We start from the raw sequence: 19347 nt of genomic DNA, 5'->3' as shown, positions 1-19347 counted from the left end.
CGATCCGGCCGTCCCACCCGGTTTCGTCGGGGCCGCGGGGCAAAAGCCCCCCTGACCCCTACGCGCCATCGCTGGCGCGATCCCTCAGCTGCACCCGCTGGTCGCCCCGCAGGTGTTGCATTTCATGCAGGTGCCGTTGCGCACCAGCGTGTAGTTGCCGCATTCGCCGCAGGCCTCACCTTCGTAGCCCTGCATCCGGGCCTTGGCCCGCGCGTCCATGCTCACCGCGCCCGCCGTCAGCGTCGCGGTGTCGCCGACGGTGTCCGGCACCAGCGTCTGCAGCGCCGCGACCGGGTCCGCAGCCCCGCTCAGCGCGGTGGCGCCGATGGTCTGGCCGCCCTGCAGCACCACCAGTTCCTGCGGCAGCCGCTTGCGCAGATAGCCGGTCGAACTGATCTGTTTCAGCACCTCCAGCGATTTCGACGCCGCCGTTTCGGACATCTCGGTGATGTTCGACACGCCCTCTTCCTCGCCGCGGCCAATGTCGTCAAAGGTCGCGCCTTCGGGTTTCACATGGGCCAGGTCGGTGCGGTCCAGATAGCTGACCGCCAGTTCCCGGAACACATAGTCGAGGATCGAGGTGGCGTTCTTGATGCTGTCATTGCCCTGCACCATCCCCGCCGGTTCGAACTTGGTAAAGGTGAAGGCGTCGACGAATTCCTCGAGCGGCACCCCGTATTGCAGGCCCACCGATACCGCGATGGCGAAATTGTTCATCATCGCCCGGAAACCGGCGCCTTCCTTGTGCATGTCGATGAAGATCTCGCCAAGGTTGCCGTCCGCATATTCGCCGGTGCGCAGATAGACCTTGTGCCCGCCGATCGTGGCCTTTTGCGTATAGCCCTTGCGCCGTTGCGGCATCTTTTCGCGGTGGCTCTTGATGATCTCCTTGACCACCACCTTCTCGATGATCTTCTCGGCCAGCACAGCCGCCTTTTCCTGCGGGTTGCCGCTCTCCAGCGTCTCGGCCGCCTCGTCGTCATCCTCGACCAGCGCCGCCGCCAGCGGCTGGCTCAGCTTGGAGCCGTCGCGGTAGAGCGCATTGGCCTTCACGCCCAGCGACCAGCTGAGTTCATAGGCCTTCTGGCAATCCTCGATGGTCGCGTCATTGGGCATGTTGATGGTCTTCGAGATCGCGCCCGAGATGAAGCTCTGCGCCGCCGCCATCATGGTGATGTGGCTGTCGACCGACAGGAACCGTTTGCCCTTCTTGCCGCAGGGATTGGCGCAATCGAAGATCGGGTAATGCTCTTCCTTCAGATGCGGCGCCCCTTCCAGCGTCATCGTCCCGCAGACGTGATCGTTGGCCGCCTCGATATCGGCGCGCGAGAACCCGAGCTGACGCAGCAGGTCGAAGGTCGGGTCGTTGAGCTTGTCGGCCGGGATCTTCAGCACGTTGAGGCAGAACTCCTCGCCCAGCGTCCACTGGTTGAACACGAACCGGATGTCGAAGGCGCTTTCCAGCGCGGCGTCGACCTTGGCCAGTTCGTTCGGCCCGAAGCCGTGTTTGGCCAGCGTGGTGTGGTTGATCGCCGGGGCGTTGCCGATGGTCCCGTGGCCGACCGCGTAGGACACGATCTCCTCGATCTGCGCCGACCCGTAGCCCAGTTTCTCCAGCGCCGCCGGAACCGACCGGTTGATGATCTTGAAATAGCCGCCACCGGCCAGCTTCTTGAACTTCACCAGCGCGAAATCGGGTTCGATGCCGGTGGTGTCGCAGTCCATCACCAGACCGATCGTGCCGGTGGGCGCGATCACGGTGGCCTGCGCGTTGCGGAACCCGTGCTTTTCGCCAAGGCTCAGCGCCTCGTCCCAGGCCGACATGGCCAGCTGCACCAGTTTCCGGTCCGGGCAGTTGGCGTGATCCAGCGCCACCGGCCTGACCGCGAGCCGTTCATAACCGTCCACCTTGCCATGGGCGGCGTTGCGGTGGTTGCGGATCACTCGCAGCATGTGCCCGGCATTCTTTTCATATTTGGCAAAGGCGCCCAGTTCGCTGGCGATCTCGGCGCTGGTCGCATAGGCAACCCCGGTCATGATCGCTGTGAGCGCGCCGCACAGCGCCCGGCCTTCGGCAGAATCATAGCCAAAGCCCATGTTCATCAGCAACCCGCCGATATTGGCATAGCCCAGCCCCAGCGTGCGGAAGTCATAGGACAGCTGCGCGATTTCCTTCGACGGGAACTGCGCCATCATCACGCTGATCTCCAGCGTCAGGGTCCACAACCGCGCGGCATGCATGTAATCGTCGGCCTGGAACACGCCATCCTTGAGGAAGGTCAACAGGTTCATCGAGGCCAGGTTGCAGGCGGTATCGTCGAGAAACATGTATTCCGAACAGGGGTTCGAGCCGCGGATCGGCCCGTCCTCGGGACAGGTATGCCAGTCGTTGACCGTGTCGTGATACTGGATGCCCGGATCGGCGCAGGCCCAGGCGGCATGGCCGATCTGTTCCCACAGGTCGCGCGCCCGGACCACCTTGGACACTTTGCCGTCGGTGCGGTTCACCAGTTCCCAGTCGGCATCCTTTTCGACCGCGGTCAGAAATGCGTTGGTGACCCGGATCGAGTTGTTCGAGTTCTGCCCCGACACCGTGTTGTAGGCATCCGAATCCCAGTCGGTGTCGTAGGTGGGGAATTCGATACTGTCATGACCCTGGCGGGCATAATCCAGCACGCGCTTGATATAGGTTTCCGGGATCGCGGCCTTCTTGGCATCGCGGATCGCCGCCTTCAGCCCGTCATTCGCGGCAGGATCATAGGCGGCATCCAGGTCGCCGTCCCAGGCGCGGATCGCGGCGAAGATGCCGTTGAGCTTCTGTTCGTGCATCTTCGATCCGGCGACGATGCTGGCGACCTTCTGTTCCTCCAGCACCTTCCAGTTGATGAATTCCTCGATATCCGGGTGGTCGGCATCGACGATCACCATCTTGGCCGCGCGCCGCGTGGTGCCGCCCGATTTGATCGCGCCGGCGGCGCGGTCGCCGATCTTGAGGAACCCCATCAGCCCGCTGGATTTGCCGCCGCCGGACAGTTTCTCGCCCTCGGCGCGCAGGTGGCTGAAATTGGTGCCCGTGCCCGAACCGTATTTGAACAGCCGCGCCTCGCGCACCCACAGGTCCATGATGCCGCCATCATTGACCAGGTCGTCCTGCACCGACTGGATGAAACAGGCATGCGGCTGCGGGTGTTCATAGGCCGATTTCGACTTGACCAGCTTGCCCGACCGGTAATCGACATAGTGGTGGCCCTGGCTGGGACCGTCGATGCCATAGGCCCAGTGCAGGCCGGTGTTGAACCATTGCGGGCTGTTGGGCGCGGCGCGCTGGGTGGCCAGCATATAGCGCATCTCGTCGAAATAGGCGCGGGCGTCATCCTCATTGCTGAAATAGCCGCCCTTCCAGCCCCAATAGGCCCAGGCGCCGGCGAGCCGGTCGAACACCTGTTTCGAGGAGGTCTCGCCGCCCAGTTCCTTGTTGTCATCGGCCGGGACCGACCGCCACAGGAACTCGGGCACCCCCTTTTCGCGCACCTTGCGCAGCCGCGCGGGCACGCCCGCCTTGCGGAAATATTTCTGGGCGATCACGTCGCTGGCGACCTGGCTCCAGCTGCGCGGGATCTCGATGTCGTCCAGCCGGAACACCACGGTGCCGTCGGGATTGCGGATCTCCGAGCTGGTGGTGACGAAGTCCAGCTCTGCATAGGCGTCCTGGCCAGCCCTGGTGAATTTTCTCTCAATTTTCATCTTTTCTGCCTCTCAGATCCGTCTGTCCGTTCGGCCGCCCGTGTGTCGTCGACCGCGCGCCGAAAGCGGGTTTGCGGCAAAACCCCACCCCGCAGCCGGAAGGCTGCAACCGGGTGTGCGCGCCCGGTCGGGCTTGTTCGTGGTTTCGCGTTTCCCGCCCCGTCGGCACCGCTGGTTATGCTACCAGATTTAGTGGTTGCCGATCCGGCCCCCACAACTTGACGTATCGAACCCTATGGGGTCAACGCAATTATTCGCCGATCCCGGCAAAGTTTTTCTTGACGTATCCCGAACCCGGCGGCGGCGATGAATTATCCACGATTCACTCACAGGACCTGTAGGGCGGATGCAACCGGTTAACCTTGTGTTAACTTTCGGATTTTCCCATGAAATCAATGGGGTTTGGCACATGCTCCTCACGCGTGACCCGCGCACTTTGCCGCGTCGCAGCATGGCGAAAACAGCAGGTCACGGCCTGGAAACGCACCGGTCAGGGGACCCGGGCGATTCTACCGCAGCCGCGCGCCCGGCGCCTCCGGCCTCGCCAGATCCGGCGAGGTTCCCGACCCGCCCACACACTAGATATTGTGTCGCCGCTGCAACCTGAACGCGTCCGCACGCGCCAGTCGGCCCTGCGACCGCGGCAGGTCAACGAATCGGCAATGGTCGAAAATTGGAATGGTCGGGGCGGCGAGATTCGAACTCACGACCCCCTGTACCCAAAACAGGTGCGCTACCAGACTGCGCCACGCCCCGAACCGAGCGCCTGTCTAGCCGTGCAGTCGCGGTTTGAAAAGACCTAACAGGGCCAGGCGGCGGGACCGGCGGCAAAAACCGGGTGCCGCATCTGGTCCCCTGCGCCGATGCCATAGCGCCGCGCCAGGCCACCGTTGATTTCCAGCACCGCCAGCACGCCGTCGCCGCCGTCGATCGAGGTGAGATCACCGGGTATCGCGTCGTGATGAACCCGCAGGACCGTGCCGTCCGGCCCGGCAAAGATCATGTCGAGCGGGATCAGCGTGTTCTTCATCCAGAATGACACCGCGCCGGCCGTGTCATAGACGAACAGCATCCCGGCATTGCGCGAAAGCTCCTGTCGGTGCATCAGCCCGCGCGACCGTTCGCGCGGTGTGTCGGCAATCTCGACGGCGAACCGCAATTCGCCCCAGTCACCGCGCAGCGTCACGGCATCGTCGCGGCACCGGTCACCGGCGACCGCCTGCCCCGCCCAGATCGCCAGCACGCAGGCCAGCAGGGCGCGCATCACTTGTCCTTGCTGCCGGTGTTTTCGGCGCCCGCTTCCCAGGCTTTCACCTCGGCGGCCATGCGTCCGCGACGGCCATCGACCACGCGCATCGCGATCGCTTCGCCCGGTTGCAGGTCGGCCAGGCCGGAATGACGCAGCACCTCGATATGCAGGAACACGTCCTCGGATTTGCCGAACACATTGGCAAACCCGAATCCCTTGCCCTTGTCGAACCACTTCACCCGCGACGGCTCCAGCGGCGTGTTGAGGATCGTATCCGCGCCGATATCGGCGAAATCGGTCAGGACCGGCGTATCTCCGCGCGCGGGCGGGTCGATCGACAGGATCTCGACGGCCTGCACACCGCGTTCGGTGTTCTGGGTGACGATTTCGATCCGGGATCCGTCCGCAACCGAACTCTGCCCGAAATTGCGCAGCACATTCACATGAAGCAGAATGTCGGGGCCGCCTCCGTCGGATATGACAAAGCCGAATCCCTTCGCGGGATCAAACCATTTAACACTGCCCTGAATATGCGCCATGCTGAACTGATCATCCGCCACCGGTGTACCCACTACCCGCTATCCCGTCCGTTCCCCCCCAGGAAATTCCAACATATGCGCAGATTCCGATTAGTGCAATTTACTTGTTAACTTGGAAGGCAAAAAACATTCACTCATTTGCGATGCTTCCGCGCCGGGGTTGAAGCGGCCGGATCAGGGGCTGAGCCGGTCGATCTGCCAGGCTGCATCCGGGGTGCCGCGGCGCCACCGGAACCGGTCATGCAGGCGGAACGCGCCATCCGCCCAGAACTCGATCTCGGACGGAACCAGCCGGTAGCCGCCCCAGAATGGCGGGCGGGCCGGGTTGGGGCCGTGTTTCGCCGTCACCCTCGCCACCTCGGCCATCAGGCTCGCGCGCCCGGACAGCGGCTGCGACTGGTGCGACGCCCAGGCCCCCAGCCGGCTTTTCAGCGACCGCGACGCGTAATAGGCATCCGCCTGCGGCCCGTCCTCGCGGCTGATCGCGCCGCGCACCCGAATCTGCCGCCGCAGCGATTTCCAGTGCATCACGAACGCGGCCTTGCCCGCCCCGTCCAGTTCCTGCGCCTTCACGCTGCCGTAATTGGTGTAGAACACGAACGCCGCCGCCTCGATTTCTTTCAGCAGCACCATCCGGGCATTCGGCATCCCGTCGCCGTCCACCGTCGACAGCGCGATGGCGTTCGGGTCGTTGGTCTCGGTCCTTTCCGCCTCGGCCAGCCAGCTGCGCGCGATGGCAAAGGGATCGTCGCCCGCAAAAATCCCGCTTCTGTCGCTCATGCCCGGTGCCTTCCTGCCAATTCGCCCGTTTCCGGCCGCAGGCTAGGCGCGCCGGTCCGCCGGGGCAAGCCCGCCACTTGAAGCAGAATTGGCAATCGCCTAAAGGATTGGTTCAGTTAACAGGATGGGAGAGGCTCATGGCAGATGGTCTGATGGCGGGCAAGCGCGGGCTGATCATGGGCCTGGCCAACGACAAGTCCATCGCATGGGGCATCGCGCGCGCGCTTTCCGGCGCCGGGGCGGAGCTGGCGTTTTCCTATCAGGGCGAGGCGCTCAGGAAACGGGTCGACCCGCTGGCCGCGCAACTGGGCAGCGATATCGTCCTGCCCTGCGACGTGGGTGACGAAGCCTCGATCGACACCCTCTTTGCCGCCTTGCGCGACAGATGGGGCAAGCTGGATTTCGTCGTCCACGCGATCGGGTTTTCCGACAAGAACGAATTGCGCGGCCGCTATGTCGATACCAGCCGGGGCAACTTCAACCTGACCATGGATATCTCGGTCTATTCCTTCACCGCGGTGATGCAGCGGGCCGAAAAGCTCATGACCGATGGCGGCAGCGCGCTGACGCTGACCTATTACGGCGCCGAACAGGTCATGCCCCATTACAACGTCATGGGCGTTGCCAAGGCGGCGCTGGAGGCATCGGTGAAATACCTCGCCGAGGACCTGGGCAAGGACGGCATCCGGGTCAACTCGATCTCGGCCGGGCCGATCAAGACGCTGGCCGCCTCCGGCATCGGCGATTTCCGCTATATCATGAAGTGGAACGAACTGAACGCGCCGCTGCGGCGCAATGTGACCATCGACGACGTGGGCGGCTCGGCGCTCTACCTGCTCAGCGACCTCGGCGCGGGCGTGACCGGCGAGAACCTGCATGTGGATGCCGGCTATCATGTCGTCGGCATGAAGGCGGTGGACGCGCCGGACGTGACCAAGGGCTGACCCCGGCGATGGACCCCGCACAGCTCGTCGCCTTCAACGCGGTGCTCCTGGCGGCCATGGCCAGCCCCGGACCGGCGCTGCTGCTGGCGTTGCGGACGTCGCTGGTGCAGGGGCCGCGCGCGGGGATCGCGACGGGGGCCGGGCTCGCGCTGATCGCGGCGGCATGGACCGGCGCCGGCCTGCTGGGTCTCGACATCGTTTTCGCCCTGTTCCCCTGGGCCTACGCGGCCATCAAGACCGCCGGCGCGCTCTACCTGATCTGGCTGGCCGTCTCGATGTGGCGCAACGCACGCAACCCGCTGCCCGCCACGCCGCCGAACCGGGGACACGCCTTCCGAACCGGGATACTGGTGAACCTGGGAAACCCGAAATCCGTCCTTTTCGCCTCGGCGGTTCTGGCGGTGATCTTCCCGCCCGACCTGACCCTAGCGGACAAGGGGTTCATCGTGCTGAATCACCTGTGCGTCGAACTGATCGCCTATACCGGGCTTGCCCTGCTGCTGACCACCGGACCTGCCCGCCGCGCCTGGCTTGGCGCAAGGACCGGGCTGGACCGGGTCGCCGCCGCGGTGCTCGGGGCGCTCGGCCTGCGCCTGCTGCTGGAACATTAATCCGAAAGGTGCCGCAATGACCGCAAGAGATACGGACAAGGATATGGGCCGCCTGCCCCACGAAAAGGGTTTCCACATCAGCTGGGACCAGATCCACCGCGACTCGCGCGCGCTGGCCTGGCGCCTTGACGGTCAGGGACCCGACAACGGCGCCTGGCGCGCGGTGGTCGCGATCACCCGCGGCGGCATGGCCCCGGCAATGATCGTCAGCCGCGAACTGGATATCCGCACGGTCGACACGATCAGCGTCAAATCCTACCACCATCAGGCCCAGGGCGAAGCCGAGGTGCTCAAAGCGCCCGACGCCGAGCTCATGAGCGATGGCACCGGCATCCTGATCGTCGACGACCTCGTGGACAGCGGCAAGACGCTGGACCTCGTGCGGCGGCTCTACCCCAAGGCCCATTTCGCCACCGTCTATGCCAAACCCAAGGGCCGCCCGATGGTCGACACCTTCATCACCGAGGTCAGCCAGGACACCTGGATCTTCTTTCCGTGGGATATGGCGCTGCAATATGTGGAACCCTATCGCGGGACCGACTGACCGCGGCGGCGGCGTCATCCGCGGGACGCTCCGCAGGGGATATTTTTGGCAAGAGGAAGCCGCCGCCCGCCCCCTTCCTCTTGCCTGAAATATCCCCGCCGGAGGCGGAAGATTCGGCCCGACATCTACCAGGGAGCAAGCGACATGACCATCTCGCGCACCGCGACCACCTTCGCGCCGCCGGTTATGGAGGCACGGCGCTGGCTCGACGGCGCGACCTTTCCGCCCGACCGCCCGCTGATCAACGTGAGCCAGGCAGCACCCGTCGATCCGCCCCCCGAACAGCTGCGCCGGTTCATGGCCGACAGGGCGGTCAGCGACGACAGCGTGCATCTCTATGGCCCGGTACTGGGGCTGCCGGAGCTGCGCTCGGAACTGGCGGCACAGATTGGCGCGCATTACGATGGCACCGTCGCGGCGAACCAGATCGCCATCACCTCGGGCTGCAACCAGGCCTTTGCCGCCGCCGTGCACGCGCTGACCGGCGAAGGGGACGAGGTCATCGTCCCGACGCCGCGGTATTTCAACCACAAGATGTGGCTGGACATGGCCGGTGTCGCGGCGGTTCCGTTGCCGACGGGTGGCGGCCTCCTGCCCGATCCCGACCGCGCCGCCGCCCTGATTACCCCGCGCACGCGCGCGATCGCGCTGGTGACACCGAACAACCCCGGTGGCGTCGAATACCCGGCCGCGCTGGTGCGCGCCTTCTACGAACTGGCGCAGGCACGGGGATTGCGGCTGATCCTCGACGAAACCTATCGCGACTTCGACAGCCGCACCGGTCCGCCCCATGATCTCTTCGCCGATCCGGGCTGGGCCGACACGCTGGTGCATCTCTATTCCTTCTCGAAATCCTATCGCCTGACCGGCCACCGGGTCGGCGCGATGGCCGCATCGGCGGCGCTGCTGGCCGAGGTCGAGAAATTTCTCGACACGGTTGCGATCTGCCCACCCCAGATCGGACAGCATGCCGCACTCTGGGGGATGCGCAACCTCGGCCAGTGGCTGGCCGGCGAGCGGGCCGAGATTCTCGACCGCCGCGCCGCGATCACCGAAGGCTTCCCGGCCCTGGAGACCGCCGGCTGGCGGCTGCTGGGCCTCGGGGCCTATTTCGCCTATGTCGAACACCCGTTTGCCCTGCCCTCGGACGACCTGGCCCGCAGGCTGGTCCGCGAGGCGGGCGTCCTGCTGCTGCCCGGCACCATGTTCACGCCGCAGGGCGACCCGGCCGGCACGCGGCAGGTCCGCATCGCCTTTGCCAATCTCGACCGCGCCGGGATCGGAACCCTGTTCGACCGTCTCGCCGGCGTGTCCATCTGAGCTTGCCCCGCCTTTTCGCCCATCGTATGCACGGGGTCGCGACACGGGCAGCACCGCCAACCAAGGGGACAACATGGCCGCCGGCATCAAGAGCTTTTCCAAAACCTTCGTCTGGGTTCTACTCGGCCTACTGATCCTCGGGCTGGGCGGCTTTGGCGCCACCAACCTCACCGGCACCGTTCGCACGGTTGCCACGGTGGGCGACCAGTCCGTAAGCGTCGATGACTATGCGCGCGAATTGCAGCGCGAGATCCGCGCCATCGAAGCGCAGAGCGGCCAGCCCCTGCCGATGACCAGCGTGCAGGCGCTGGGGCTGGACCAGCAGGTGCTGTCGCGGCTGGTGTCGCTGGCGGCAATCGACGACGAGACGGCGAAGCTGGGCCTGTCGATCGGTGACGCGAACCTGCAGAAGGAAATCGTGGCGATCCCCGCCTTCCAGGGCATCGACGGGACATTCGACCGCGAAGCCTATCGGTTCGCCCTTCAGAACGCGGGGCTGACCGAATCCGAATTCGAGGCCGACCTGCGCGCCGAACAGGCCCGCACGCTGGTGCAGGGCGCCATCGTCGCCGGGGTCGAGATGCCGGCGGTTCTGGCCGACACCATGGCCGACTATGTCGCGGCCCGGCGCAGCTTTACCGTCGCGACGCTGGATGCCGCGGCGCTCGACGCGCCACTTCCCGAGCCGACCGATTCCGACCTGAAGGCGCGGTATGACGACAATCCCGACGCATACATGCTGCCCGAAACCAAGCGCCTCACCTATGCCAAGCTGACGCCCGACATGATCCTCGACCAGGTCGAACTGGAAGAGGCCTCGCTGAAACGCCTCTATGACGAGCGCAGCGACGAATACGACCTGCCCGAACGCCGCCTTGTCGAACGGCTGGTCTTTGCCGACGAAGACGCCGCGAAAACCGCGCTGGCACAGATCGAGCTGGGCGGCAGCACCTTCGAGGCGCAGGTGGATGACCGCGGGCTGTCATTGTCGGACGTGGATCTGGGCGACATCACCGCCGCCGATCTGGGCGACGCCGCCGACGCCGTGTTCGCCGCCGAAATCGGCGATGTCGTCGGGCCGCTGCCGACCTCGCTCGGCCCCGCGCTGTTCCGGGTGAACGGCCTGCTCGAGGCGCGGGTGACCAGTTTCGAGGACGCGCTTCCCGAGCTGCGCGATGAACTGGCCGTCGACCGCGCCCGCCGCCTGATCGAGGCGCAGGCGCAGGATATCGACGACCTGCTGGCCGGTGGCGCCACGCTCGAGGAACTGGCCGACGAAACCGAAATGGAGGTCGGAACCCTGGACTGGACCGAAGCCAGCGATGCCGGTATCGCCGCCTATCCCGAATTCCGGTCCGTCGCCGCACAGGTCACCGACGAGGATTTCCCCGCCATCACCCATCTCGGCGATGGTGGCGTGTTTGCCCTGCGGCTCGACGAGGTGCTGCCGCCGCGGCCCGAGCCGTTCGAGGATGCACGGGCGCGGGTCGAAGCCGACTGGCGCGCGGAACAGCTGCGCGCGATGTTGCAGGCGCGGGCCCAGCAGGTGTCGGCGGACATCGAAGCCTCCGGTGATTTCCAGGAAACCGGCCTGCCGTTCCGGGTCGAGAACGGGCTGACCCGCACCGCCTATCTGGACGGGATGCCCCCCGATTTCATGACCGGCGTGTTCGAGATGACACCGGGCGAGATCCGGGTGATCGACGGTGAAGGCGCGGCCTATGTCGTCCGCCTCGACAGCGAAGCCGCGCCCGAGGACACGCCGGAACTGGCGGCGATGAAAGAGGCCCTGGGCGCCCAGATGTCGCAGGGCCTGTCACAGGCGCTGTTCCAGGCCTTCATGCGCGACGCGCATACCCGCGCCCGTCCAGAGGTCGACCAGCGCGCCCTAAATGCCGTGCAGGCGAGCTTTCAGTAACGCCGCGGGCCGGGTGCCGGGTCGGGGCTGACGCAGATCCGGGCCGGACGGCGACCCTGCCGGTCACGGTTGCGCAAGACGCCGGATCACGGCCGAGACCGGCGCCAGTGTGACCCCTTCTGCCACCCATCCCCGCAGCGCCTCCGACGCGGCGGGGGTGAGGTCGAGCAGCAGGACCACCGCCCCCGTTTGTCGCGCCCGGAACGCGGCACGGTCCAGCGCGCGCCGGATCCCGGCCGGTGTTGCGGTGGTATCGAGAACGTGGGCAACGGGTGCCACGCCGGTGCCGTGCGTCCCCGCGCCGGGCGGCGACCGGCGCAGGACCAGAACCCGCCCGGTATCTTCGGCAAAGGCAATGACCTGGCGCGCCAGTTCACGGTTCCCCCGCAGGCCGGTTCCCGCGCCTTCGACCAGCCCAAGCGCCTCGGGCAGCGCGGCGAAAACCGCGGCCAGCGCCACCTCGGCATCACGGGCGGTGGCGGCGCGAGGCAGGTCGAACAGCGCCAGCACCTCGCCACCTGCCGCCCGCACCGCCTGCATCCGTGCGGCGGCCCCGTCGGTCGTAGGGGCGATGGCATGGGTGACGGGGCCGACCCAGTCGGCGGGAAGCGGGCCGCCACCGGTCAGCACCAGCGCCAGCAGCGGCTGGTCGGCCGGCGCGTCGAAACGGGTGGCAAAGCGATCACGCGGCGGGGGCTCCACGGCCTCGTCCGGTGCGTCCCCCTGCCCGACCAGCGGTCGGGCGCGGACGCCCGGCATCGTTGCGGGGGCGGTGGGACGGGTCGCATCGCCGCTCAGCGCCGCCAGGTCGTCGGCAGGCTGCGCGATCGGCTGCGGCCCCGGCACCGCAGGCGCGGCTTTCACCTGGCCCTGAACGGTGGGCATCGCTGCGCCGCTGTCGGGGAGAGGCGCAACCCGGCCGGCCGGAACCGGCGCGCCATCGGGGACCTGCGGAACCGGCGGGCGGGCGGTCACCATCGTCACAACTGCGGCCAGGGCCACCGCCGCCACCCCGCCCCAGACGAACCCGCCCCAGAATCCACGCATCTTTCCACCCCGCCGCTTCCGGTCCGGGCCGCGGGGTCATCTGCCCTTGACGCTGCCCGGCAAGCCTGAACAAGTAAGCACCGACCGATGTATAGAGCGACCGGCCCCCGGTCCTCCAGCCCCAAACCGGAACCCGTTGCCGATGCTGCCGCAGATTGACCTCTTGCCCCCGTCCCTCCGCCGAACCGCAGCTGTTCCGCTCGGCGCGTGGCGCGGGGATGCGGCGGCACCGGGCCGGCCCTGTCGGAAACCGCCGCATGACACCCGGCCCATCACGCAGGTTCCGGCATGAGCGACGCATTGAAACCCCTGATCGGCGCTGCCGCCGATCGGCCGCTGACCCGCGACGAGGCCGAGGCGGCCTTTGCCCTGCTGTTCGAAGGCGAAGCGACCCCGTCCCAGATCGGCGGGCTGCTGATGGCGCTGCGGACGCGCGGCGAAACCGTGGACGAATACGCCGCCGCCGCGGGTGCGATGCGCGCGCGCTGCCACGCGGTCGAGGCCCCGGCGGATGCGATCGACATCGTCGGCACCGGCGGCGATGGCAAGGGCACGCTGAACATCTCGACCGCCACCGCCTTTGCGGTCGCGGGCGCGGGGGTGACCGTGGCCAAGCATGGCAACCGCAACCTGAGCTCGAAATCCGGGGCGGCGGACGCGCTGTCGCAGCTGGGCGTGAACGTGATGGTCGGCCCGGAGCTGGTCGAACGGGCGATCCGGGAAACCGGCATCGGGTTCATGATGGCGCCGATGCACCACCCGGCCATGGCCCATGTCGGGCCGGTTCGCGCCGAACTGGGCACCCGCACCATTTTCAACATCCTCGGCCCGCTGACCAACCCCGCGGGGGTAAGGCGGCAACTGACCGGCGCCTTCACCCGCGACCTGATCCGCCCGATGGCCGAAACCCTGCGGGCGCTGGGGTCGGACCGGGCCTGGCTGGTCCATGGCAGCGACGGCACTGACGAGCTGACCATCACCGGTACCAGCTGGGTGGCCGCGCTGGACCCGGACGGCACGATCCGCGAGACCGAGCTGCATCCCGAGGATGCCGGCCTGCCCGTGCACCCGTTCGAGGCGATCCTGGGCGGCAGCCCCGAGGACAACGCCGCCGCCTTCCGCGCGCTGCTGGCCGGTGAGCCCTCGGCCTATCGCGACGCGGTTCTGCTCAATTCCGCCGCCGCGCTGGTGGTGGCCGACGCCGCCCCCGACCTGCACGCGGGCGTGGCGATGGCCGCCGACAGCATCGACAGCGGCAAGGCGGCCGACAAGGTGGCCGCGCTGGCCCGCATCACGCAAGGACAGACATGACCGAAACCGTTCTGGACCGGATCAAGGCCTACAAGCTGGAAGAGATCGCCGCGGACAAGGCGGCCCGACCGCTCGCCGGGATCGAGGACGCGGCGCGCGCGGCAGGTCCGGTGCGCCCCTTTGCCGCCGCGCTCGCGGCGGCCTCCCGCAGCGGCTATGGGCTGATCGCAGAAATCAAGAAGGCCAGCCCGTCCAAGGGCCTGATCCGGGACGATTTCGACCCTCCGGCACTGGCGGCGGCCTACGAGGCGGGCGGCGCCACCTGCCTGTCGGTGCTGACCGATACCCCCAGTTTCCAGGGCGCGAAACCGTTCCTGAACGCGGCCCGCGACGCCTGCGACCTGCCGGTGCTGCGCAAGGATTTCATGTATGACCCCTATCAGGTGGCCGAGGCCCGCAGCCTGGGCGCCGATTGCATTCTGATCATCATGGCCAGCGTCGGCGACGGCCAGGCCGAAGAACTCGAGGCGGCAGCGACGGGCTGGGGCATGGATGTGCTGATCGAGATCCATGACGAGGATGAACTCGAACGCGCCACCCAGCTGAAAAGCCCGCTGATCGGGATCAACAACCGCGACCTGCGCACCTTCGAGACCACGCTCGACACCACGCGGCGGCTGTCGAAACTGGTGCCGGGCGACCGCACCATCGTCTGCGAAAGCGGCCTTGGCGGCCCCGCCGACCTGGCCGAAATGGCCCGCTACGGCGTGCGCCGGTTCCTGATCGGCGAAAGCCTGATGCGCCAGGCCGATGTCGAGGCGGCCACCCGCGACATCCTTGCCAACCCGCTGATCTCGGGGGGATGTGATGGCGTTGACGCATTTCGACGAATCCGGCGCGGCGCATATGGTCGACGTGTCGGACAAGGCCGAAACCGCCCGCATCGCCATCGCCGAAGGCCACATTACGATGGCGCGGGAAACCTTTGATATCATTTCAGAAGGCCGCGTATCGAAAGGCGACGTTCTGGGCGTCGCGCGGCTGGCGGGCATCATCGGCGCCAAGAAAACGCCCGACCTGATCCCGCTCTGCCATCCGTTGCCCGTGTCCAAGGTCGCGGTGGATCTGGAACCGGACGCCACCCTGCCCGGCATCCGGGTTCGCGCGACGGTCAGGACCACCGGGCGCACCGGCGTCGAGATGGAGGCGCTGACCGCGGTTTCGACCGCGCTGCTGACGGTCTATGACATGGCCAAGGCGGTCGATCGCGCCATGCAGATCGGCGGCATCCGCGTATGTCTCAAGGATGGCGGCAAATCGGGCCGCTTCGAGGCGGAATGATCCCCGTCGCCGAGGCCCGTCAGCGGCTGTTCGACCTGGTCGCGCCGCTTGGCTCCGAAACCGTGCCGCTGGCCGAGGCCGCCGGGCGCGTGCTGGCAGGCGATGTCGCCGCCACGCGCGATCAGCCCCCCTTTGCCGCCTCGTCGATGGATGGCTACGCGGTCAAACGGGCCGAGGTCGAACGCGATGCCATGTTCCGGGTTGTCGGCGAATCCGCGGCCGGGCACGGGTTTTCCGGCCGCGTGGGACCGGGCGAAACCGTGCGCATCTTTACCGGCGCGCCGGTGCCCGATGGCGCGGATTTCGTCGTCATCCAGGAAGAGGTCGCCCGCCGCGGCGAGGTGATCACGCTCACCGGGGACGATTATCGCAACGCCAATATCCGCCCCCGCGGCGCGGATTTCCGGTCCGGCACCGCGCTGCCCGGCGGGCGCAGGCTGGCGCCGGGCGACATCGCGTTGCTGGCCTCGATGAATATCGGGACGGTCCCGGTCACCCGCCGCCCGGTGCTGGCCCTGCTCGCCACCGGCGACGAACTGGTGATGCCCGGAGACACCCCCGGCCCCGACCAGATCGTGGCGTCGAACAGTTTCGGCCTCAAGGCGATGATCGAAGACCTCGGCGCCTCCGCACGGATGCTGCCCATCGCCCGCGACACCGAAAATTCGCTGCGCACCGCCTTTGATCTCGCAGGAGACGCCGACCTGCTGGTGACCATCGGCGGCGCGTCGGTCGGCGATCACGATCTCGTCGGACGGGTCGCGGTGGATCTCGGCATGGAACAGGCGTTCTACAAGGTGGCGATGCGCCCCGGCAAACCGCTGATGGCCGGCAGGCTGCGCGGGACGGCGATGATCGGACTGCCGGGCAACCCGGTCTCGGCGATGGTTTGCGGGCATGTGTTTCTGGCCCCGATGATCCGCCTCATGCTGGGGCTGGGCGCCGACCTGCCGCCCCTGCGGCAGGCCCGGCTGGCCGCCCCGCTGGGACAGAACGGCCCCCGCGAACATTACATGCGGGCGCTGATCGAGGGCGACGCCGTGCGCGCCTTTGACAACCAGGACAGTTCGTTGCTGACCGTGCTGTCACAGGCCAACGCGCTGTTGATACGCCCGCCCGGCGACGCCCCCCGCGACGCCGGAGAGACGGTGGATTACCTGCCGATCTGAACGCCCCGCCCCGCACACCTGTTGACACAAAACAGGAACATGCGTAGAACAAACGCAAACAACGGGATCGGAGGCTCGGGCAATGCTGACCAAGAAGCAACTGGAATTGCTGGAATTCATCCATACGCGCCTGCAGCGCGACGGTGTTCCGCCGAGTTTCGACGAAATGAAAGATGCGCTCGACCTGCGCAGCAAATCGGGCATCCACCGGCTGATCACGGCGCTCGAGGAACGGGGCTTCATCCGACGCCTTGCCCATCGCGCCCGCGCCATCGAAATCCTGCGCCTGCCCGAGGCGCTGGGTGGTGGTACCGGGGGCGGTTTCACCCCACGCGTGATCGACGGCGACCGGCCCACCGGCCCGCGCCCCGCCAATTTCGAACCCGTTTCGGTGGATGCCATCGACCTGCCGGTGATGGGCCGGATCGCCGCCGGGGTCCCGATCGAGGCGATCAGCCAGGTCTCGCACCGGGTCGCGGTGCCCGGGTCGATGCTGTCGGCCTCGGGCGAACATTACGCGCTCGAGGTCAAGGGCGATTCGATGATCGAGGCCGGGATCAACGATGGCGACGTGGTGGTGATCCGCGAAACCTCGACCGCCGACAATGGCGATATCGTGGTGGCGCTGGTCGAGGATCACGAGGCGACGTTGAAACGTTTCTTCCGGCGCGGTAACGCGATCGCGCTCGAAGCGGCCAACCCCGCCTATGAAACCCGCGTCTACCCCGATGAAAAGGTAAAGGTGCAGGGGCGGCTCGTCGGGCTGATCCGCACCTACTGAGCGGCCATCACCCTTGCCCGCCCTCCGGCCGGGCGGTTCCACAACCGATCTCCCGAAACCTGCCGCGCGGTGACGGTGACGCCGCCGCTGATGGCAATACTGCCGGTCTGCCTCAGGCGCGGCGGATCATAAACGATGCACCCGCCCGGCGGGTCGACCGGAACCGACGCCACCACCACCTGACCCGGGCGGCAGGTTTCCAGGCTCCGCGCCGCGCGTTTGCCGGAGACATGCAGGATCTCGTGCCCGCCCGCCAGGATGCGGCGAACCCGTCCGTCGCCCTCGGGCCAGCGCGCCGCCGCCCGTTCCTGGGTGGCACCGTCACCGTCATTCTCCAGCCAGACACCGGCGATGAACCCGCTGCCCCGCGGCTTGCTGAGGGCGCGGCCGGTTTCGGTCATCACGCCGACCAGCGCACCGGTATCGGCCACCAGCACCTCGGGCCGGTCCGCGCCGGCCCAGCCCCAGGCGACCAGCGCCAACGCGGCAGGCGCCAGCCCGGCGCACCGCGCGCGGCCCTGCCACAGCATCAGCCACAGCAGCCCCAGCGCCAGCACCGGCAGCACCCATCCCGGCGGCGCGGCAACCCGGCCCTGGGCCCCGTCGAGCCCGGACACGAATGTCGCGACACCGAGTATCCAGCGCAGCCCGATCCCCATCAGGTGCAAGCCGACCGCTTCGAACCCGAACGGCGCGAGACAGGCCGCCAGCACGGCCGCCGGGATCACCAGCACCCCCATCAGCGGCACGCTGGCCAGGTTCGCGGGCAATCCGTAATGCGCCAGCGTGTTGAAATGCGCGGCCCCGACCGGCCCGGTGGCAGCCCCCGCCACCGCCGACGAGATCACCACCCCCAGCACCGGCCGGGCCCAGGCCGGCAGGGCGGGAAGATCGGCGTCCCTGATCCAGCCGAACACCGCCACCAGCGCGGTGGTGGCGGCAAATGACATCTGGAACCCGGGGCCGAGCAAGGCCTCGGGGCGCAGCGCCAGCACGATCAGGGCGGCCATCGCCACGGCCCGCAGGCTGAAGGCGCGGCGATCGACCAGCACGGCGCAGAGCGCCACCGCGGCCATGACAAAGGCCCGTTCGGTCGCCACGTTGCCACCCGACAGGGCGAGATAGACCGCCGCCGCCAGCAGGGCCGCAACCGCCGCGATCTTGCGCACCGGCCAGCGTAGCGCCACTGGCGGCACCAATGCCAGCGCCATCCGCACCGCGCCAAACACGAACCCCGCCAGCAGGCCCATATGCAGCCCCGAGATCGCCAGCAGATGCGCCAGGTTCGAGGCGCGCAGCGCATCCAGCGCATCCCGGCCCATGCCGCTGCGGTCGCCGGTGGTGACCGCGGCGGCGAACCCGCCCACGTCGCCGGGCAATACCGCCCGCACCCGGTTTGATGCCGCCATGCGCAGGACCGCGACCCGCACCCCTGCCCGTCCGGCCCCGGCCGGGCTCACCGTCAGCGTCGGGCTGCGCGTATAGCCGACCGCGCCGAGCCCCATGAACCACGCGTGACGGCGGAAATCGAACCCGCCGGGTTCGACCGGGCCGCCCGGCGGCGACAGGTGGGCGCTGGTCATGATCATTTGCCCCGGTGCCAGCGCGGGCGCGCTGCCATGCAGCGATATCCGCACGCGGCCCGGCCGCGCCTCGGGCGGCACCCCGGCCAGCACGACACGGTCCAGCGTCACCCTGAGCGCATCCGAGGCCGAGCGGTCCATGGCCACCACGCGCCCTTCCACCGGGCCGTAGTAGCGCCAGCCCAGAACCGGCGCGGTCTTGGCCTGCGCCCGCAACCCGGCGATGCAGAACCCGGCGGCCATCAATGCCACGGCCCATCCCAGCGCCGCCCAGCCTCCGGGCCGCCTGAGCGATGCGCCCGCGCAGACGGCACCCAGCGCCACCAGCCCGGCATATTCCGGCAGGCCGGGTTCGGAGCGCAGCGCGAAATAGGTTGCGATACCCAGCCCGAAACAGACCGGCGCCCAGGGAAACAGGTGCCCCCGCTGCCCGAGCAGCACCGCGTCGATACGCGCGAGGATGCCCATGCTTGCCCCCTGACTGTCAGCCCGATAGACAGGCGCGAACCCTAGCCGCCTCATGGTT

General features: G+C 67.6%; 16 protein-coding genes and 1 tRNA gene. 10 read left to right on the top strand and 7 right to left on the bottom strand.

All coding sequences use genetic code 11. From position 1 onward, the window contains the following. Positions 1-84: 84 nt before the first annotated feature. The 5 genes from C6Y53_RS17285 to pdxH all read right to left on the bottom strand — a co-directional run bounded on the left by C6Y53_RS17285 (position 85) and on the right by pdxH (position 6312). Entirely contained in the window at positions 85-3744 is a 3660-nt protein-coding gene (locus tag C6Y53_RS17285; protein ID WP_106473576.1) for a vitamin B12-dependent ribonucleotide reductase, read from the bottom strand. A gap of 679 nt (positions 3745-4423) precedes the next feature. Then, positions 4424-4500 (bottom strand) — tRNA-Pro (locus C6Y53_RS17280). 43 nt (positions 4501-4543) lie between these two features. Then, entirely contained in the window at positions 4544-5008 is a 465-nt protein-coding gene (locus tag C6Y53_RS17275) for a DUF192 domain-containing protein (RefSeq protein WP_106473575.1), read from the bottom strand. Beyond that, a complete protein-coding gene (locus C6Y53_RS17270) occupies positions 5008-5553 on the bottom strand; it encodes a cold-shock protein (protein ID WP_106474169.1) in 546 nt (181 codons plus the stop codon). The genes C6Y53_RS17275 and C6Y53_RS17270 overlap by 1 nt, the downstream gene beginning before the upstream one ends. Before the next feature lie 153 nt (positions 5554-5706). Beyond that, positions 5707-6312 (bottom strand): pyridoxamine 5'-phosphate oxidase, encoded by a 606-nt coding sequence (gene pdxH / locus C6Y53_RS17265; RefSeq protein WP_106473574.1) that lies wholly within the window; start codon positions 6310-6312, stop codon positions 5707-5709. Between the two features lie 137 nt (positions 6313-6449). Between pdxH and fabI the strand changes: the two genes are divergently transcribed. The 5 genes from fabI to C6Y53_RS17240 all read left to right on the top strand — a co-directional run bounded on the left by fabI (position 6450) and on the right by C6Y53_RS17240 (position 11649). Then, positions 6450-7256: an enoyl-ACP reductase FabI gene (gene fabI / locus C6Y53_RS17260; RefSeq protein ID WP_106473573.1), complete on the top strand. Its 807-nt coding sequence runs from the start codon at positions 6450-6452 to the stop codon at positions 7254-7256. Positions 7257-7264: 8 nt separating this feature from the next. Then, complete coding sequence (locus C6Y53_RS17255; protein ID WP_106473572.1) at positions 7265-7867, top strand: LysE family translocator; 603 nt, start codon at positions 7265-7267, stop codon at positions 7865-7867. A gap of 16 nt (positions 7868-7883) precedes the next feature. After that, on the top strand, positions 7884-8411 hold the full coding sequence (gene gpt / locus C6Y53_RS17250) for a xanthine phosphoribosyltransferase (RefSeq protein WP_106473571.1): 528 nt from the start codon (positions 7884-7886) through the stop codon (positions 8409-8411). Positions 8412-8555: 144 nt separating this feature from the next. After that, positions 8556-9731, top strand: a complete 1176-nt coding sequence (locus C6Y53_RS17245) for an aminotransferase (protein WP_106473570.1) — start codon at positions 8556-8558, stop codon at positions 9729-9731. 73 nt (positions 9732-9804) lie between these two features. Beyond that, a complete protein-coding gene (locus C6Y53_RS17240; RefSeq protein ID WP_106473569.1) occupies positions 9805-11649 on the top strand; it encodes a peptidyl-prolyl cis-trans isomerase in 1845 nt (614 codons plus the stop codon). Between the two features lie 63 nt (positions 11650-11712). On the opposite strand, the gene C6Y53_RS17235 is transcribed toward C6Y53_RS17240, so the two are convergent. Further along, positions 11713-12696, bottom strand: a complete 984-nt coding sequence (locus C6Y53_RS17235) for a divergent polysaccharide deacetylase family protein (protein WP_106473568.1) — start codon at positions 12694-12696, stop codon at positions 11713-11715. 288 nt (positions 12697-12984) lie between these two features. Between C6Y53_RS17235 and trpD the strand changes: the two genes are divergently transcribed. From trpD to lexA, 5 genes are all read left to right on the top strand, one after another. Then, the gene (trpD, locus tag C6Y53_RS17230) at positions 12985-14007 is read left to right on the top strand and encodes an anthranilate phosphoribosyltransferase (RefSeq protein WP_106473567.1); all 1023 of its coding nucleotides are present in this window, start codon (positions 12985-12987) and stop codon (positions 14005-14007) included. Beyond that, positions 14004-14936: an indole-3-glycerol phosphate synthase TrpC gene (gene trpC, locus C6Y53_RS17225; protein WP_244614868.1), complete on the top strand. Its 933-nt coding sequence runs from the start codon at positions 14004-14006 to the stop codon at positions 14934-14936. Before trpD ends, trpC begins: the two co-directional genes overlap by 4 nt. Next, positions 14854-15288: a cyclic pyranopterin monophosphate synthase MoaC gene (gene moaC, locus C6Y53_RS17220; protein WP_244614867.1), complete on the top strand. Its 435-nt coding sequence runs from the start codon at positions 14854-14856 to the stop codon at positions 15286-15288. The genes trpC and moaC overlap by 83 nt, the downstream gene beginning before the upstream one ends. Beyond that, positions 15285-16457: a molybdopterin molybdotransferase MoeA gene (locus C6Y53_RS17215; RefSeq protein WP_106473565.1), complete on the top strand. Its 1173-nt coding sequence runs from the start codon at positions 15285-15287 to the stop codon at positions 16455-16457. The genes moaC and C6Y53_RS17215 overlap by 4 nt, the downstream gene beginning before the upstream one ends. 82 nt (positions 16458-16539) lie before the next feature. Beyond that, positions 16540-17238: a transcriptional repressor LexA gene (gene lexA, locus C6Y53_RS17210; protein ID WP_106473564.1), complete on the top strand. Its 699-nt coding sequence runs from the start codon at positions 16540-16542 to the stop codon at positions 17236-17238. Here the strand turns inward: lexA and C6Y53_RS17205 are convergent. Next, positions 17232-19289: a ComEC/Rec2 family competence protein gene (locus tag C6Y53_RS17205; RefSeq protein ID WP_106473563.1), complete on the bottom strand. Its 2058-nt coding sequence runs from the start codon at positions 19287-19289 to the stop codon at positions 17232-17234. The two genes, lexA and C6Y53_RS17205, sit on opposite strands and share 7 nt — an antisense overlap. Between the last annotated feature and the right edge of the window lie 58 nt (positions 19290-19347).

It is taken from the genome of Pukyongiella litopenaei (genome assembly GCF_003008555.2).
GTDB lineage: Bacteria > Pseudomonadota > Alphaproteobacteria > Rhodobacterales > Rhodobacteraceae > Pukyongiella > Pukyongiella litopenaei.
Note: the sequence above shows the minus strand (reverse complement) of the source record. Positions and strands in the feature narration are given on the sequence as shown.

What these genes read in the sequence shown, in the direction of transcription:
- C6Y53_RS17255 (WP_106473572.1), top strand. Translation starts at nt 7,265, where the DNA reads ATGGACCCCGCACAGCTCGTCGCCTTCAACGCGGTGCTCCTGGCGGCC.
- moaC (WP_244614867.1), top strand. Translation starts at nt 14,854, where the DNA reads ATGGTCGACGTGTCGGACAAGGCCGAAACCGCCCGCATCGCCATCGCC.
- C6Y53_RS17275 (WP_106473575.1), bottom strand. Translation starts at nt 5,008, where the DNA reads ATGCGCGCCCTGCTGGCCTGCGTGCTGGCGATCTGGGCGGGGCAGGCG.
- pdxH (WP_106473574.1), bottom strand. Translation starts at nt 6,312, where the DNA reads ATGAGCGACAGAAGCGGGATTTTTGCGGGCGACGATCCCTTTGCCATC.
- fabI (WP_106473573.1), top strand. Translation starts at nt 6,450, where the DNA reads ATGGCAGATGGTCTGATGGCGGGCAAGCGCGGGCTGATCATGGGCCTG.
- C6Y53_RS17215 (WP_106473565.1), top strand. Translation starts at nt 15,285, where the DNA reads ATGATCCCCGTCGCCGAGGCCCGTCAGCGGCTGTTCGACCTGGTCGCG.
- trpC (WP_244614868.1), top strand. Translation starts at nt 14,004, where the DNA reads ATGACCGAAACCGTTCTGGACCGGATCAAGGCCTACAAGCTGGAAGAG.
- C6Y53_RS17240 (WP_106473569.1), top strand. Translation starts at nt 9,805, where the DNA reads ATGGCCGCCGGCATCAAGAGCTTTTCCAAAACCTTCGTCTGGGTTCTA.
- C6Y53_RS17205 (WP_106473563.1), bottom strand. Translation starts at nt 19,289, where the DNA reads ATGGGCATCCTCGCGCGTATCGACGCGGTGCTGCTCGGGCAGCGGGGG.
- lexA (WP_106473564.1), top strand. Translation starts at nt 16,540, where the DNA reads ATGCTGACCAAGAAGCAACTGGAATTGCTGGAATTCATCCATACGCGC.
- C6Y53_RS17245 (WP_106473570.1), top strand. Translation starts at nt 8,556, where the DNA reads ATGACCATCTCGCGCACCGCGACCACCTTCGCGCCGCCGGTTATGGAG.
- C6Y53_RS17285 (WP_106473576.1), bottom strand. Translation starts at nt 3,744, where the DNA reads ATGAAAATTGAGAGAAAATTCACCAGGGCTGGCCAGGACGCCTATGCA.
- trpD (WP_106473567.1), top strand. Translation starts at nt 12,985, where the DNA reads ATGAGCGACGCATTGAAACCCCTGATCGGCGCTGCCGCCGATCGGCCG.
- C6Y53_RS17235 (WP_106473568.1), bottom strand. Translation starts at nt 12,696, where the DNA reads ATGCGTGGATTCTGGGGCGGGTTCGTCTGGGGCGGGGTGGCGGCGGTG.
- gpt (WP_106473571.1), top strand. Translation starts at nt 7,884, where the DNA reads ATGACCGCAAGAGATACGGACAAGGATATGGGCCGCCTGCCCCACGAA.